The sequence below is a fragment of the Enterobacter cloacae complex sp. I3 genome (assembly GCF_014896175.1).
Lineage (GTDB): Bacteria > Pseudomonadota > Gammaproteobacteria > Enterobacterales > Enterobacteriaceae > Enterobacter > Enterobacter bugandensis.
Window position 1 is genome coordinate 178,646 of sequence record NZ_JADBQZ010000008.1, and the last position, 14,098, is coordinate 192,743.

The window sequence follows — 14,098 nt, forward strand, 5'->3', positions numbered from 1 at the left end:
CTGGGCACATTAACAGGACGAATAAAATTATTCGTAGCTCATGGTGAAGTAAGCGTTGGCGCTAACTTTACCTGACTGCACAGGGCTAGTATCTTTCACCCAATTGGAGCCAGGGACATAAGCAACGCGGTAGAACAGTTTACCGGAGCCGGCTTTCAGGTCTGTTTTCTGCGTATTATTGTCAGGCTGGCCTACCATAATACGAGATGAAATGGTTGGGGCATTGTTAAACAGGGCAAGTGCAACGTTGGTTGCAGAGCCTTGTACGTTAGCATCGGGTTCAATAGTACCGTTCGCAATAGCGCCCATATTTTTTGACATGAAGCTTGCAGAGGCATTCTTTAATGTTTCAGGGCAATTGGTGAGCAGCAGTTCAAAGTTTTTGGAACCGACGCCAGTATCAATAGTTGTGGATTCAACTTCAGATTTTTTAACGACGGGTAAGGTAATAGTAATATTGCTTTGTGATTCACCATTAGAGGTGGAAATATTACATGTTGTGTCTGTTACCGCACCATCAAAGGTGATTAAACCAAGATCCGTATCTGCGATTGCTGAAAAAGAACCTACTGCAAACAAAGCTACAGCTGAAGCTAATAACGTTTTTTTTAACATAATTGAAATTCCATTTAAAAAACATTGTAATGATTTAATACAAGCAAAATGATGATAGGGATCTCTGTATACGTTGGGTATTTAGAATTACTAAAAGTTATAATTAGAAAAAATTAAAGATTGATAAGTCATTGAAAAAGATCTTGAAAATGATCTCAAAAAAAACACTGGGGGTTATTTTTTATTGCGTTGATATGCTATTGGCAGGCTTGGATTATTAATGACATTGATCATTTTCCCTTTGTATATAATTGAGGGGAATGTTTATTTAAGAAAGGAGACGCGAAAAGAGAGGTGAAAATAAGTGAAATGAGTAAAGAGATGCTATTTACATAATTCAGAATGATGTGTTTTTTCCCGTTAAGGAGCGGATCCAGAGGGTTCCGCTCCTTGTTGGAATCAGGCAACCTGAACCGGAATCGCCTTTGCGGTGCGCTTCATTTCATTGTCGCCTTCGAAGTAGGCCACTTTAGGCTGCCAGCGGCGGGCTTCTTCGTCAGACATCATCACGAAGCTGGCGATGATCACAATGTCGCCCACGTCCGCACAGTGCGCCGCAGCGCCGTTAACGGAGATGATTTTAGAACCGCGCTCGGCGGCAATCGCATAAGTAGAGAAGCGTTTACCGTTGTTCACGTTCCAGATATCAATCGCTTCGTTTTCAAGGATACCCGCCGCGTCGAGAAAATCCTGGTCAATGGCGCAGGAGCCTTCATAGTGCAGGTCGGCCTGGGTGACTTTCACACGGTGAAGCTTACCTTGCAGCATTTTGCGAATCATTACGTTTACCTTTAATTATCAAGGGTGAAGAACTACGCCAGCTCAACCACTTTATTGTCAATCAGGCGTGCCTGGCCGAGCCATGCCGCCACCAGGATGACTGCGCGCTTGCTGTTCTGAGTTAATTCCAGCAGCGTATCAGCATCACGAATTTGTACGTCGTCAGCACGAAGGCCCTTATCGTTAAGCGCCTGCTCGGCAAGGGCAATAATCTCTTCTGCTGTTAACTCTTTTGCCAGCATCTGCTCTGCCATGGTGTTCATAACCTTGCTCAGGCCCGGCGCGATTTTACGCTGTTCGGCGGTCAGGTAACCATTCCGCGAGCTGAGTGCCAGACCGTCTTTCGCACGCACAATCGGTACGCCGACGATCTCAATATCGTAACCCATGTCAGCAACCATCTTGCGGATCAGCGCCAGCTGCTGGAAATCTTTCTCACCGAAGCAGGCAACGTCCGGCTGCACCAGGTTAAATAGCTTGCTGACGATGGTGGAGACGCCGCGGAAGTGGCCCGGACGGCTTGCTCCTTCCAGCATGGTAGAAATGCCCGGGACGTCAACGTAGGTCGCCTCTTCGGTACCCTGCGGGTAAACGTCCGCCGGTGCAGGTGAGAAGACGATATCCGCGTGGCGTTTTTTGAGCTTCTCGCAATCTTCCTGCAGGGTGCGCGGATAGCGTGCCAGATCGTCGGCGCGGTCAAACTGCATGGGGTTCACGAAGATACTGACCACCACGATATCTGCTCGCGCACGGGCTTCGTCGACGAGCTTCATGTGGCCGTCATGCAGATTGCCCATGGTCGGGACCAGTGCGATACGTTTACCTTCCTGACGCGCGCGGCGGATATGCTGGCGAAGCAGCGGCAGGGTTTCAATGATTAGCACAACGAGACTCCTTAATGGAAACTGTGTTCTTCACCCGGGTAAACACCGGATTCAACGTCGGCAATATACTGCCTGACCGCAGCGCGCATGTCGCCCGCTTCAGTGAGGAAATTTTTGGCAAATTTCGGGATATGCCCGCCTGTAATACCAAAGGCGTCGTGCATCACCAGAATCTGACCGTCGGTCACGTTGCCTGCACCAATACCAATCACCGGAATGGAGAGTGCGTCGGTGATGCGTTTCGCCAGCTCAACCGGCACGCACTCCAGCACCAGCAGCTGTGCGCCAGCGGCTTCCAGCTCCAGGGCATCCTCAAACAGCGTCTGCGCTGCGTCGCCGCGGCCCTGCACCTTATACCCGCCAAAGATGTTGACGGACTGCGGGGTCAGGCCCAAATGACCACACACCGGCACGGCGCGTTCGGTGAGCATTTTCACCGTCTCCACCAGCCAGGCGCCGCCTTCAATTTTGACCATGTTAGCACCAGCGCGCATCACTGCCGCCGCGTTTTCAAATGCCTGCTCTGGCGTGGCATAGGCCATAAACGGCAGGTCGGAAAGCAGAAGGCAGCCTGGCGCACCGCGGCGTACCGCACGGGTGTGATATGCAATATCTTCGACCGTGACCGGCAGGGTTGAATCATGTCCTTGTACCGTCATCCCTAACGAATCTCCGACCAGCATGACGTTGATACCCTCTTCGGCAAACAGTTTGGCGAAGCTGTAGTCATACGCGGTGATGGTGGCGAAGCGTTTTTTTTCCTGTTTGCATTTCTGCAGTAAGGAGATGGTGGTTGGTTTCATACTGTTTCCTGATAGCCCAAAAGCGAATCTTTGCGCATTCTAACAGTAACATTCGAGGGAACAATGATTTTAGGCAACCGATTAACCACAATTATTTTGTGGTCAACCGGTGAGGAAAGAGGATCACCAGCGAGCGGGTCTTTCCGCGTTCAGGTTGTCCAGAACGGCCTTGAGCGGGATGCCTTCCGGGAAGGTGAGATCGGGCGCCACTTCAAAGAGCGGCCAGAGCATAAAGCCACGATTTTTCATGTCGTAATGCGGTACGGTGAGGCGTTCAGTGTTAATCACCTCATGGCCGAACAGCATAATATCGAGATCAAGCGTGCGCGGCCCCCAGCGTTCGGCTTTGCGTACGCGCCCCTGCTGCAGTTCGATGCGCTGAGTGTTGTCCAGCAGCGTTTCGGCATCGAGGGATGTTTCCAGCACCACGGCGGCGTTCAGATAATCAGGCTGATCCTGCGGGCCTAGCGGCGGCGTGCGGTAGAAGGAGGAGACCGCCACGATACGGCTTTGCGGGATCTCACCCAGCGCCTGTACGGCAGCATTCACCTGCTCCAGTGGAGAGGCTAAATTGCTGCCGATGGCGATATACGCGAGGGTCATGCTGTCCCTTCACGACGCGGTGCGCGTTTGCGCGGACGGCGATGACGGCGACGCGGGGCAGGTTCTTCATCCAGCCCGGTCAGCATATCTTTCTGCTCCGGCGGGGCGGAAACCTGGAATTCGGCCCACCACTGCGCCAGGCGCTGCAGCTCCTGATTGCGTTCAGTTTCCGCACGCAGCGACAGCAGGTCGAAGGCGGCGCGGAACTTTGGATGCTCCATCAGCTTCCAGGCACGTTTGCCCTGACGGCGGGACATGCGCAGCTGAAGCTGCCAGATGTCGCGCACCAGGGTAGTAATACGTTTTGGGATAGCCAGCGTGCGGCACCCTTCGTCCAATACATCGTTCGCGGCCAGCGCGAAGGCATCGTAATAGGCGAGGCCGCTCTCCTGGGTGATTCTTTGAGCCGTTTCCAGCAGCGGGTACCAAAACATTGCCGCAAACAGGAATGCCGGGTTCACGCGCATATCGTTATGGATGCGGGTGTCGGTATTTTTCAGTACCTGCGCAATCATCCGTTCCATTGGGCTGTCGCCGTTCTCGGTGAAGTAACGGGTAATGGTCGGGAACAGCGGCTGGAACAGGTTGTATTCGCGCAGCAGATTGTAGGTTTCGAACCCGTAGCCGGCCTGCAGCAGCTTCAGCGCCTCTTCAAACAGGCGGGCAGGCGGCACGTCGTTAATCAGCGTCGCCAGACGCGGGATCGGCTCTGCGGTTTCCGGGCTGATGCGCATGTTCAGCTTGGCGGCAAAACGCACGGCGCGCAGCATGCGCACCGGATCTTCACGATAGCGCGTTTCCGGCGTGCCGATCAGGCGGATCAAACCCTCTTTCAGGTCCTGCATGCCGCCGACGTAATCACGCACGGTGAAATCCGCCACGCTGTAATAAAGGCTGTTGATGGTGAAGTCGCGACGCTGGGCATCTTCTTCGATAGAGCCGAAGATATTGTCGCGCAGCAGCATACCGTTCTGGCCGCGCTGTGACGTGGTGCGGTCGGATGCACCCGCTTCGTGGTGGCCGCGGAAGGTCGCCACTTCGATGATTTCCGGCCCAAACATCACGTGAGCCAGACGGAAACGGCGGCCAACGAGACGGCAGTTGCGGAATAATTTACGCACCTGCTCGGGCGTGGCGCTGGTCGTCACGTCGAAATCTTTCGGTTTTTTGCCCAGCAGTAAATCACGCACCCCACCGCCAACGAGATAGGCCTCGTAGCCCGCTTTATTCAGACGATAGAGTACCTTGAGGGCATTTTCACTGATATCTTTGCGGGAAATATTGTGCTGCTCACGCGGAATAACCGACATGTGTGGCTGTGCAATAGCGTCGTTCGCCATGCTCTCTTCGCGGCTTAGCACTTTACGGCAAAAATTAGCGACTCGGGTAAAAATGGTACACCTCGTAGTGTGTTTTGTTATGAAAAAAGCGGCTAATCATAGCTCAGCGCAACGCATTTGAGAATGCTGGATTTTTGGCACTGCCGCGAGCGTCCAGTTGGCAATGGCTATTTTCAGCAATTCGTCAATGCGCAGATCCTGCCATTCGTTGGTTACATTCTGGTTGAGAAATCGCAGCGCGTCGATCAAAACAGGACGCGGATCGCCGTCTGGCAGGGCCGGGGCGTGGTTTTGCTTGGAGAGCTTAACGCCCTGCGCATTGACCGCCAGCGGCAGATGAATGTAATCCGGCGCCGTCCAGCCAAACTGATGATAAAGCGAGATTTGCCGTACGGTCGGTTCGACCAGGTCCGCCCCGCGCACAATTTCCGTCACGCCCTGGAAATGATCGTCGATGACCACCGCCAGGTTATACGCAAACAGACCATCACGACGGTGAATAATAAAATCTTCACATGCCAGACGTTCATCTGCCCTAATCTCACCGGAGAGCCGATCGTGGAAGCGGGTGACGGGCGCGCGCTGTAGCAAGCGTACGGCGGCATTTTCCGGGGGAAGATTCAGCGTGCGGCAGTGGCCGTCATACACACCTCCCACGCTCTGGATACGCGCGCGGGTGCAGGTGCAGTTATAGGAGAGCCCCTGAGCGCTGAGCCAGGCCAGACGTTCCCGATAAGCCTCATGACGTTGTGACTGCCACAGAACGTTGCCGTCCCAGTGAAGACCGTAATGTTCCAGCTGACGCAGAATGGTGTCTGCAGCACCGGGAACTTCACGCGGAGGGTCAATATCTTCGATGCGGACGAGCCATTTACCCTGACTGGCGCGAGCCTGCAGGTAGCTGCCAAGCGCGGCAATTAATGAGCCGAAGTGTAATTCACCGGAAGGAGATGGCGCAAAGCGCCCGATATAGTGTGATTCAGACATATCAACAGTAACAAGGCGGGAGAGACTCCCGCCTTTGAAGTGTATAAACAGCGCTGGCGTTAGCCGGCCATCTGTTTTTCGCGGATTTCGGCCAGCGTTTTACAGTCGATGCACAGATCGGCGGTTGGACGCGCTTCCAGGCGACGAATACCGATTTCAACACCGCAGGATTCGCAGTAGCCAAAATCTTCGTCTTCGACTTTTTTCAGCGTTTTCTCGATCTTTTTGATCAGCTTGCGTTCGCGGTCACGGTTACGCAGTTCGAGGCTGAACTCTTCTTCCTGAGCGGCACGGTCTACCGGATCCGGGAAGTTAGCAGCTTCATCCTGCATATGCGAAACGGTGCGATCCACTTCATCCCTGAGTTGATTACGCCATGCTTCAAGAATACGCTTGAAGTGCGACAGCTGGGCTTCGTTCATATACTCTTCGCCCGGCTTCTCTTGATACGGCTCCACCCCAGCGATGGCGAGAATACTCAGGGACGATGTTTTACGGTTTTGCCCTTCTTGCATGTTGCTTCTCCTTAACACGCACTATCGATCCCCGTGTTGGGGGAAAAATCAGGTCGCTATAAATAGCAGATGCTTTTCCGTATGGCAATTATCTAAACGTAACACTTGACAAGCCTGTGAGGAAAAGCGTATTTGCGCACGCGGCCAGAACACTTATTCATCAATCGTCTAATCCCTTATAAGACAATGGGAAGAGACGATCTCAGAGTCATATTATCGGCAGAAAGTTCCGCTTTATAAGCTAAAACCTCTACCCCCTGCTTTTGTGCCTCATTCAACAGTTGTGCGTATTTAGGATCGATATGGCGGGCAGGGGAAAACCGTTCAATCGCTGTATGCAACACCGCAAACAGCAATACGGCGCGTTTGCCCGCCGCCGCAACACTCATTAGCTCTCGCAGATGCTTCTGCCCGCGCAGCGTTACCGCATCCGGAAAGAAGCCGTTTTCCTGTTCCGCTAACGTCACTGATTTTACTTCAATATAGCACTCAGGACGGCCTTCCGCCTGTAACATGAAGTCAATTCTGCTGCCTTCATCGCCGTATTTCACTTCTGTTTTATGCGTACCGTAACCCACCAGTTCGGGAATGGCGCCATTCGTCAGCGCTTCCTTAACCAGCTGATTTGCACGCAGAGTATTAACACAAATAAACGCCCCGTTTTGCGTTTCGGTTATTTCCCAGGTATGGGGATATTTGCGTTTAGTATTTTCTGAAGTGGAATACCAGACCGTGTCACCCGGTGCGGCGCAACCGGTCATGGCGCCGGTGTTGGGGCAGTGCAGGGTGAGCTCTTCGCCTTCCGGCGTCACCACGTCGGCGAGGAAGCGTTTGTAGCGTTGGATCAGCGTGGCGGACTGGAGTGCAGGACTATACTTCATCGGAATTCCTTGTGGTGTCGCCCAACGTCCAGCGCTGTAGCGGCCTGTAGCGGGTGCGTCCCCGTGCAAAGACAGATTCATAAAGCGCGAATTCATTAACCGGAAAAGCCCAGTGAAAACCCGGCGGCGGAATGGCAACAGCCTGACCGGCATCGCGCAGCAGCGTGACGTGCGGATGAAACGGCTGCGGGCTCTGGTAACAGCCGCTGCGCGCTGCCTGCGCGCGCAACATATTGGCGAGCTGTAACAACCCGCGCGGCGGCTGGCGCGTACCCAGCCAGACCACGCGCGAACGCAGCCACTGACCCGCATCGTCAAGGTGCAGCGTAAACGCCGGCTGGACAATACGCCCGGCCATGGCGGCTAATGCCCGCTGTTTTTCGGCGCTCACGTCACCCAAAAAGGCCAGCGTCAGGTGCAGGTTTGCCGCCGCAACGGGCCGGCCCGCTTCCGGTGGAAAATGTTCCGCGCGCCAGCGAACGATTTGCCGCTGTAGGGTGGTGGGCAATTCAATGGCAAAAAACAGCCGTTTCGACTCAGACATACGGGGGACTCGGTAATGATATGCGCCGATGCTACAATGTACGCCGACTAATGTTAACCCTCTGGAGCTGTTAGTGTCCTCATTGCCGGTCGCCGTCGTTCTTCCTGAGCTTCTCGCTGCCTTACAACATGCCCCGCAGGTTTTGCTTAACGCGCCTACGGGGGCGGGTAAATCTACCTGGCTGCCGCTGCAGATCCTTAAAGAGGGGAAGATTGCCGGGAAAATTATCCTGCTGGAGCCGCGCAGGCTGGCCGCGCGCAACGTGGCGCAGCGCCTGGCGGAACTGCTGAATGAAAAACCGGGTGAAACGGTAGGCTACCGGATGCGCGCCGAAACCTGCGTCGGCCCGTCCACGCGGCTTGAGGTGGTCACCGAAGGCATTCTTACCCGCATGCTGCAAAACGACCCGGAGTTGAACGGCGTCGGGCTGGTGATCCTGGATGAATTCCACGAGCGCAGCCTGCAGGCCGATCTGGCCCTCGCGCTGTTGCTCGACGTTCAGCAGGGGCTGCGCGACGATCTGCGGCTGCTGATTATGTCGGCGACGCTGGATAACGAGCGGCTACGACAGGTATTACCCGATGCGCCGGTCATCAGCTCAGAAGGACGGGCATTTCCTGTTGAGCGTCGCTATCAGCCGCTTCCTGCCCATCAGCGCTTTGACGAAGCGGTAGCTATTGCTACTGCTGACCTGCTTCGCCAGGCGCCCGGCTCGCTGCTGCTGTTTTTGCCCGGCGTGGGGGAGATTCAGCGCGTGCAGGAGCGGCTGGCCTCCAGGGTGGGCAGTGACGTACTGCTTTGCCCGCTCTATGGCGCCCTGTCGTTGACCGAGCAGCGTAAAGCCATCCTTCCCGCCCCGGCGGGGCAGCGTAAAGTCGTGCTGGCAACCAACATTGCCGAAACCAGTTTGACCATCGAAGGCATTCGCCTGGTGGTGGATAGCGCGCAGGAGAGGGTGGCGAGCTTTGATCCGCGCACCGGGCTGACTAAACTGCTGACACAACGCATCAGCCAGGCGTCAATGGTGCAGCGCGCGGGCCGTGCGGGGCGTCTTGAGCCGGGTATTTGCCTGCATTTGACCAGCGCGGAGCAGGCTGAACGCGCGGCACAGCAAAGCACGCCGGAGATTTTACAAAGCGACCTCTCCGGGCTGGTGATGGATCTCCTGCTTTGGGGCTGCCCGGATCCTGAACAGCTCACCTGGCTTAATCCACCGCCTGTCGTGAATCTCGCCGCCGCGCGCAGCCTGCTCACCCAGCTTGGCGCGCTGGAAGGTGAACGTCTGACGGCGCGCGGTCAGAAAATGGCGGCGCTGGGCAACGATCCGCGTCTGGCGGCAATGCTGGTGGCCGCTCAGAGCGAAGATGAAATTGCCACAGCGGCGAAACTGGCGGCTATTCTTGAGGAGCCGCCGCGCGGAGGCAGCAGCGATCTGGGGCAGGCGTTTTCGCGCAATCAGGGAAACTGGCAGCAGCGGGCGCAGCAGCTGTGCAAACGCCTGAACTGCCGGGGCGGTTCACCTGACGGCGATAAGATTGCCTCCCTTCTGGCGCTGGCCTTCCCGGACAGGATTGCGCGCCGCCGCGGGCTGGATGGACGCTACCAGCTGGCAAACGGCATGGGGGCGATGCTGGACAGCGATGATGCCCTGACGCGACATGAATGGCTGATCGCGCCGCTCCTGCTTCAGGGCAGCCAGTCTCCTGATGCCCGTATTTTACAGGCGATTGCCGTGGACATAGATGCCCTGACGCGTACCTGCCCGCAGTTGCTCCAGCAATCGGACATCGTGGAATGGGATGACGCTCAGGGGACGCTAAAGGCGTTTCGGCGTAGTCAGATTGGCAAACTGATCCTCGGGACGAAACCGCTGGCGAAGCCGTCGGAAGAAGAGTTACACCAGGCAATGCTGAACGGCATTCGGGAAAAGGGCCTTAACGTCCTGAACTGGACGCCGGAAGCTGAACAGTATCGCATTCGTCTGCACTGCGCCGCGAAGTGGCTACCGGAATACGGCTGGCCCGCGGTGGATGATGAGACGCTGCTCGCGACGCTTGAGCAGTGGCTGCTGCCGCAAATGAGCGGCGTGCACTCTCTGCGCGCCCTTAAGGCGCTTGATGTTAAGACCGCGTTACAGAATTTACTGGACTGGTCATTACGTCAACGTCTGGATAGTGAGCTTCCTGGGCATTACACTGTGCCCACCGGGAGCCGGATTGCCATTCGTTATCATGAGGATAATCCTCCGGCGCTGGCGGTTCGGATGCAGGAGATGTTTGGTGAGGCAACCACGCCGTCTATTGCGGAAGGGCGGGTGCCGTTGGTGCTTGAGCTGCTCTCGCCTGCGCATCGCCCCCTGCAGATCACTCGCGATCTGGGGGCGTTCTGGGCCGGGAGCTACCGTGACGTGCAGAAAGAGATGAAGGGACGGTATCCCAAACACGTCTGGCCGGACGATCCGGCGAATACGGCGCCGACGCGGCGGACGAAGAAGTATTCCTGACAGGAAAGTCTTGCTGTTTATTTTGAGAGATTTCTTCTTCCACAGACCTGTGAAAGAAAGGAAAATCTGGCCTTTGCGCCTGAAAGTTGCGGAGAAAAAGCATGGCGGGGAATGACCGCGAGCCAATAGGACGTAAGGGAAAACCCGCGCGTCCGGCGAAAGAAAAAGTAAGCCGTCGTCGCCTCAGAGATGAGGACTATGACGATGACTATGAAGACGATTATGAGGATGAAGAACCGATGCCGCGTAAAGGGAAAGGCAAAGGGCGTAAGCCTCGTGGGAAGCGCGGCTGGTTCTGGCTGCTGCTGAAGCTGTTCATTGTTTTTGTTGTGCTGATCGCGATTTACGGCGTTTATCTGGATCAGAAGATCCGCAGCCGTATCGACGGGAAAGTCTGGCAATTGCCGGCGGCAGTGTATGGTCGCATGGTGAACCTTGAGCCGGACATGTCCATCAGCAAGAACGAGATGGTGAAACTGCTGCAAGCTACGCAGTATCGTCAGGTCACGAAAATGACCCGCCCGGGCGAATTTACCGTCCAGGCGAAAAGCATTGAGATGATCCGCCGCCCGTTCGACTTCCCGGACAGCAAAGAGGGGCAGGTGCGCGCGCGTCTGACTTTTGACGGCGATCGGCTGGAAACCATTGAGAACATGGACAATAACCGCCAGTTCGGTTTCTTCCGTCTTGATCCGCGTCTGATCACCATGCTCTCGTCCGCCAATGGCGAACAGCGCCTGTTCGTGGCGCGTAACGGCTTCCCGGATCTGCTGGTGGATACCCTGCTGGCAACCGAAGACCGCCATTTCTACGAGCACGACGGTATCAGTCTCTACTCCATCGGTCGTGCGGTGCTGGCGAACCTGACGGCGGGCCGTACCGTGCAGGGAGCGAGTACGCTTACCCAGCAGTTGGTGAAGAACCTGTTCCTCTCCAGCGAGCGTTCTTACTGGCGTAAAGCCAACGAAGCGTACATGGCCGTGCTGATGGATGCGCGCTACAGCAAGGATCGTATCCTTGAGCTGTACATGAACGAGGTGTACCTCGGCCAGAGCGGCGATAACGAGATCCGCGGCTTCCCGCTGGCGAGCCTGTACTACTTTGGCCGTCCGGTGGAAGAGCTCAGCCTTGACCAGCAGGCGCTGCTGGTGGGCATGGTGAAAGGGGCGTCCATTTATAACCCGTGGCGCAACCCGAAACTGGCGCTGGAGCGTCGTAACCTGGTACTGCGTCTGCTGCAACAGCAGCAGGTGATTGACCAGGAATTATACGACATGCTTAGCGCACGTCCGTTGGGCGTGCAGCCGCGCGGTGGGGTGATCTCTCCGCAGCCTGCTTTCATGCAGATGGTGCGCCAGGAGCTGCAAAGCAAGCTCGGTGATAAGGTCAAAGATCTCTCCGGCGTGAAGATCTTCACAACCTTTGACTCGGTAGCCCAGGACGCGGCAGAAAAAGCGGCGGTGGAAGGGATCCCGGCGCTGAAGAAGCAGCGCAAGCTCTCCGATCTGGAAACCGCGATGGTGGTGGTTGACCGTAACACCGGCGAAGTGCGCGCGATGGTGGGCGGCGCAGAGCCGCAGTATGCGGGCTACAACCGCGCGATGCAGGCGCGTCGTTCGATTGGCTCTCTGGCTAAACCAGCGACCTATCTCACCGCGCTGAGCCAGCCGAATTTGTATCGCCTGAACACCTGGATCGCCGATGCGCCAATCTCCCTGCGTCAGCCTAACGGCCAGGTCTGGTCACCGCAGAACGATGATAAACAGTTCAGCGGCCAGGTGATGCTGGTGGACGCGTTAACCCGCTCCATGAACGTACCTACGGTTAACCTCGGTATGGCGCTGGGCCTGCCGGCCATTGTCGACACCTGGCAGAAGCTGGGCGTACCGAAAGATCAGCTGCACCCTGTTCCGGCGATGATTCTGGGGGCGCTTAACCTGACGCCGATCGAAGTGGCGCAGGCGTTCCAGACCATTGCCAGCGGGGGTAACCGCGCACCGCTCTCAGCCCTGCGTTCGGTGATTGCCGAAGATGGCTCCGTGCTGTATCAGAGCTTCCCGCAGGCTGAACGTGCCGTTCCTGCGCAGGCGGCCTACATGACGCTGTGGACGATGCAGCAGGTTGTGCAGCGCGGTACCGGTCGTCAGCTGGGGGCGAAGTATCCTGGTCTGCATCTGGCGGGTAAAACCGGGACCACCAACAACAACGTTGATACCTGGTTTGCCGGTATTGATGGCCGTGAAGTGGTGATCACCTGGGTAGGCCGTGACAACAACCAGCCGACCAAACTTTACGGGGCGAGCGGGGCGATGTCGATTTACCAGCGCTACCTGGCGAACCAGTCACCTGTGCCGCTGAACCTGGTCGCGCCGGAAGATATCGTCGATATGGGCGTGGATGGTTCCGGGAACTTTATCTGCGGCGGCGGGATGCGTACCCTGCCGGTCTGGACGACCAACCCGGACTCACTGTGCCAGCAGAGCCAGCCTGAACAGCCAACGGGCAACCCGTTCGATCAATCTTCTCAGCCGCAGCAGCCGCAGCAACAACCGGCCCAGCAGCAGAACGAGAAGAAAGACAGTGATGGCGTGGCCGGCTGGATCAAGGATATGTTTGGTGGGAATTAATTAATTCCCTGAATAAAAAGCCGCTTTAATATGAGGCGGGTTTTTTGTTTTTTACATTATGCAATTTTTAAAAAAATTAAACATCTAATTTAGAATTTTTAAGTTCTCATTTTTTTCATCTAAAACATATGTTTGAAACTGTCTGCATGTTACATAACTTTATCCTCTCTGGACACAATGAAGAATAATCTGATGTAATCGCCATAAGAAATTCACTGGCTCAAAGGATATTCCTATTTAGTCAGTCATGCGTAACATGCTGGATAACATTTCGACTCAAAATATTTGTAGTGCGAATGGATGCCACAATTGTCAAATATAAGGATATTTTTCATGAACAAAAAAATTGTCTCTACATTTTTAGCCGGAAGCGTTATGGCCGCGCTGTCTCTGCCTGTATTTGCATCAAACTATTCCGGTACGGTGAACTTCGCCGGAAAAATTGTTGCCGATACCTGTGAAATTAACGTTGATGGCACAGGGACTAACGCTTCCACCGTCACTTTCGCAGATACCTATCCTTCGGATTTTGGCGCTGACGGTACGGTTGGCACCTCAAAAGCCTTTAAGATTGAAGTGAAAAAATGTGACCCGCTGGTCGCTAAACTGAACCTCAAGTTTAGCGGCACGACAACAGATGCCGCTAACAAGCGCTTGAAGAACGATCTGTCTGGCGCAGGCAATGCGACCAACGTTGGCATCATCGTCAGCAATGAGAACGGCGCTAAAGGCGATGTTGTTTTCGACGGTTCAGTACCGGATACGGGTACCGATGTGAATAACGACGCGACCGGGGCAACGGCTTCTGTCTTTAACTACACCGCGAAAGTGATTCAGGTGGGGGATACCGCGCCAACCGCGGGCCATTACTCCTCCTCTGCAACATTCGAGGTTGTCTATCGCTAAGCAATGACGGGCAGCCTGAACGGCTGCCTTTTTGGAACATTGTATGAAGACTTTATTTAAATTGTTATGTGGTTGTTTAATTATTTCCTGCTGTTCAGTACAGGCAAGTG

The 14,098-nt window shown here is 55.2% G+C and carries 13 protein-coding genes; 3 read left to right on the plus strand and 10 right to left on the minus strand.

The genetic code is table 11. The annotated features are described in order from the left end of the window. Nucleotides 1–27: 27 nt before the first annotated feature. From IM271_RS08345 to thpR, 10 genes are all read right to left on the minus strand, one after another. The gene (locus IM271_RS08345; RefSeq protein WP_047367348.1) at nucleotides 28–615 is read right to left on the minus strand and encodes a fimbrial protein; all 588 of its coding nucleotides are present in this window, start codon (nucleotides 613–615) and stop codon (nucleotides 28–30) included. 399 nt (nucleotides 616–1,014) lie between these two features. Continuing rightward, nucleotides 1,015–1,395: an aspartate 1-decarboxylase gene (gene panD, locus IM271_RS08350; protein ID WP_003856284.1), complete on the minus strand. Its 381-nt coding sequence runs from the start codon at nucleotides 1,393–1,395 to the stop codon at nucleotides 1,015–1,017. Nucleotides 1,396–1,427: 32 nt separating this feature from the next. Next, a complete protein-coding gene (panC, locus tag IM271_RS08355; RefSeq protein WP_008501942.1) occupies nucleotides 1,428–2,279 on the minus strand; it encodes a pantoate--beta-alanine ligase in 852 nt (283 codons plus the stop codon). Nucleotides 2,280–2,290: 11 nt separating this feature from the next. After that, the gene (gene panB / locus IM271_RS08360) at nucleotides 2,291–3,082 is read right to left on the minus strand and encodes a 3-methyl-2-oxobutanoate hydroxymethyltransferase (RefSeq protein ID WP_193052437.1); all 792 of its coding nucleotides are present in this window, start codon (nucleotides 3,080–3,082) and stop codon (nucleotides 2,291–2,293) included. A gap of 123 nt (nucleotides 3,083–3,205) precedes the next feature. Continuing rightward, complete coding sequence (folK, locus tag IM271_RS08365) at nucleotides 3,206–3,685, minus strand: 2-amino-4-hydroxy-6-hydroxymethyldihydropteridine diphosphokinase (protein ID WP_047367349.1); 480 nt, start codon at nucleotides 3,683–3,685, stop codon at nucleotides 3,206–3,208. Further along, nucleotides 3,682–5,079, minus strand: coding sequence for a polynucleotide adenylyltransferase PcnB (gene pcnB / locus IM271_RS08370; RefSeq protein WP_028015552.1), 1,398 nt, complete (start codon nucleotides 5,077–5,079; stop codon nucleotides 3,682–3,684). The genes folK and pcnB overlap by 4 nt, the downstream gene beginning before the upstream one ends. Before the next feature lie 42 nt (nucleotides 5,080–5,121). Next, nucleotides 5,122–6,012, minus strand: coding sequence for a tRNA glutamyl-Q(34) synthetase GluQRS (gene gluQRS / locus IM271_RS08375; protein ID WP_049000540.1), 891 nt, complete (start codon nucleotides 6,010–6,012; stop codon nucleotides 5,122–5,124). A gap of 59 nt (nucleotides 6,013–6,071) precedes the next feature. Continuing rightward, nucleotides 6,072–6,527 carry an RNA polymerase-binding protein DksA gene (gene dksA / locus IM271_RS08380; protein WP_013095632.1) on the minus strand — a complete coding sequence of 152 codons (456 nt, stop codon included), beginning with the start codon at nucleotides 6,525–6,527 and terminating at the stop codon, nucleotides 6,072–6,074. Nucleotides 6,528–6,703: 176 nt separating this feature from the next. Next, nucleotides 6,704–7,408 carry a DNA/RNA nuclease SfsA gene (gene sfsA / locus IM271_RS08385; protein ID WP_193052438.1) on the minus strand — a complete coding sequence of 235 codons (705 nt, stop codon included), beginning with the start codon at nucleotides 7,406–7,408 and terminating at the stop codon, nucleotides 6,704–6,706. After that, nucleotides 7,398–7,952 (minus strand): RNA 2',3'-cyclic phosphodiesterase, encoded by a 555-nt coding sequence (thpR, locus tag IM271_RS08390; protein ID WP_045259483.1) that lies wholly within the window; start codon nucleotides 7,950–7,952, stop codon nucleotides 7,398–7,400. The genes sfsA and thpR overlap by 11 nt, the downstream gene beginning before the upstream one ends. 73 nt (nucleotides 7,953–8,025) lie before the next feature. On the opposite strand from thpR, the gene hrpB reads away from it, so the two are divergent. The 3 genes from hrpB (at nucleotide 8,026) to IM271_RS08405 (ending at nucleotide 13,988) form a co-directional block, all read left to right on the plus strand. After that, nucleotides 8,026–10,455 carry an ATP-dependent helicase HrpB gene (gene hrpB / locus IM271_RS08395; RefSeq protein ID WP_193052439.1) on the plus strand — a complete coding sequence of 810 codons (2,430 nt, stop codon included), beginning with the start codon at nucleotides 8,026–8,028 and terminating at the stop codon, nucleotides 10,453–10,455. 101 nt (nucleotides 10,456–10,556) lie between these two features. Further along, nucleotides 10,557–13,082, plus strand: coding sequence for a bifunctional glycosyl transferase/transpeptidase (mrcB, locus tag IM271_RS08400; RefSeq protein WP_126326319.1), 2,526 nt, complete (start codon nucleotides 10,557–10,559; stop codon nucleotides 13,080–13,082). 333 nt (nucleotides 13,083–13,415) lie between these two features. Further along, nucleotides 13,416–13,988: a fimbrial protein gene (locus IM271_RS08405; protein ID WP_193052440.1), complete on the plus strand. Its 573-nt coding sequence runs from the start codon at nucleotides 13,416–13,418 to the stop codon at nucleotides 13,986–13,988. The last annotated feature ends 110 nt before the right edge of the window (nucleotides 13,989–14,098 follow it).

What these genes read in the sequence shown, in the direction of transcription:
- IM271_RS08345 (WP_047367348.1), bottom strand. Translation starts at nt 615, where the DNA reads ATGTTAAAAAAAACGTTATTAGCTTCAGCTGTAGCTTTGTTTGCAGTA.
- panD (WP_003856284.1), bottom strand. Translation starts at nt 1,395, where the DNA reads ATGATTCGCAAAATGCTGCAAGGTAAGCTTCACCGTGTGAAAGTCACC.
- panB (WP_193052437.1), bottom strand. Translation starts at nt 3,082, where the DNA reads ATGAAACCAACCACCATCTCCTTACTGCAGAAATGCAAACAGGAAAAA.
- folK (WP_047367349.1), bottom strand. Translation starts at nt 3,685, where the DNA reads ATGACCCTCGCGTATATCGCCATCGGCAGCAATTTAGCCTCTCCACTG.
- gluQRS (WP_049000540.1), bottom strand. Translation starts at nt 6,012, where the DNA reads ATGTCTGAATCACACTATATCGGGCGCTTTGCGCCATCTCCTTCCGGT.
- dksA (WP_013095632.1), bottom strand. Translation starts at nt 6,527, where the DNA reads ATGCAAGAAGGGCAAAACCGTAAAACATCGTCCCTGAGTATTCTCGCC.
- sfsA (WP_193052438.1), bottom strand. Translation starts at nt 7,408, where the DNA reads ATGAAGTATAGTCCTGCACTCCAGTCCGCCACGCTGATCCAACGCTAC.
- thpR (WP_045259483.1), bottom strand. Translation starts at nt 7,952, where the DNA reads ATGTCTGAGTCGAAACGGCTGTTTTTTGCCATTGAATTGCCCACCACC.
- mrcB (WP_126326319.1), top strand. Translation starts at nt 10,557, where the DNA reads ATGGCGGGGAATGACCGCGAGCCAATAGGACGTAAGGGAAAACCCGCG.
- IM271_RS08405 (WP_193052440.1), top strand. Translation starts at nt 13,416, where the DNA reads ATGAACAAAAAAATTGTCTCTACATTTTTAGCCGGAAGCGTTATGGCC.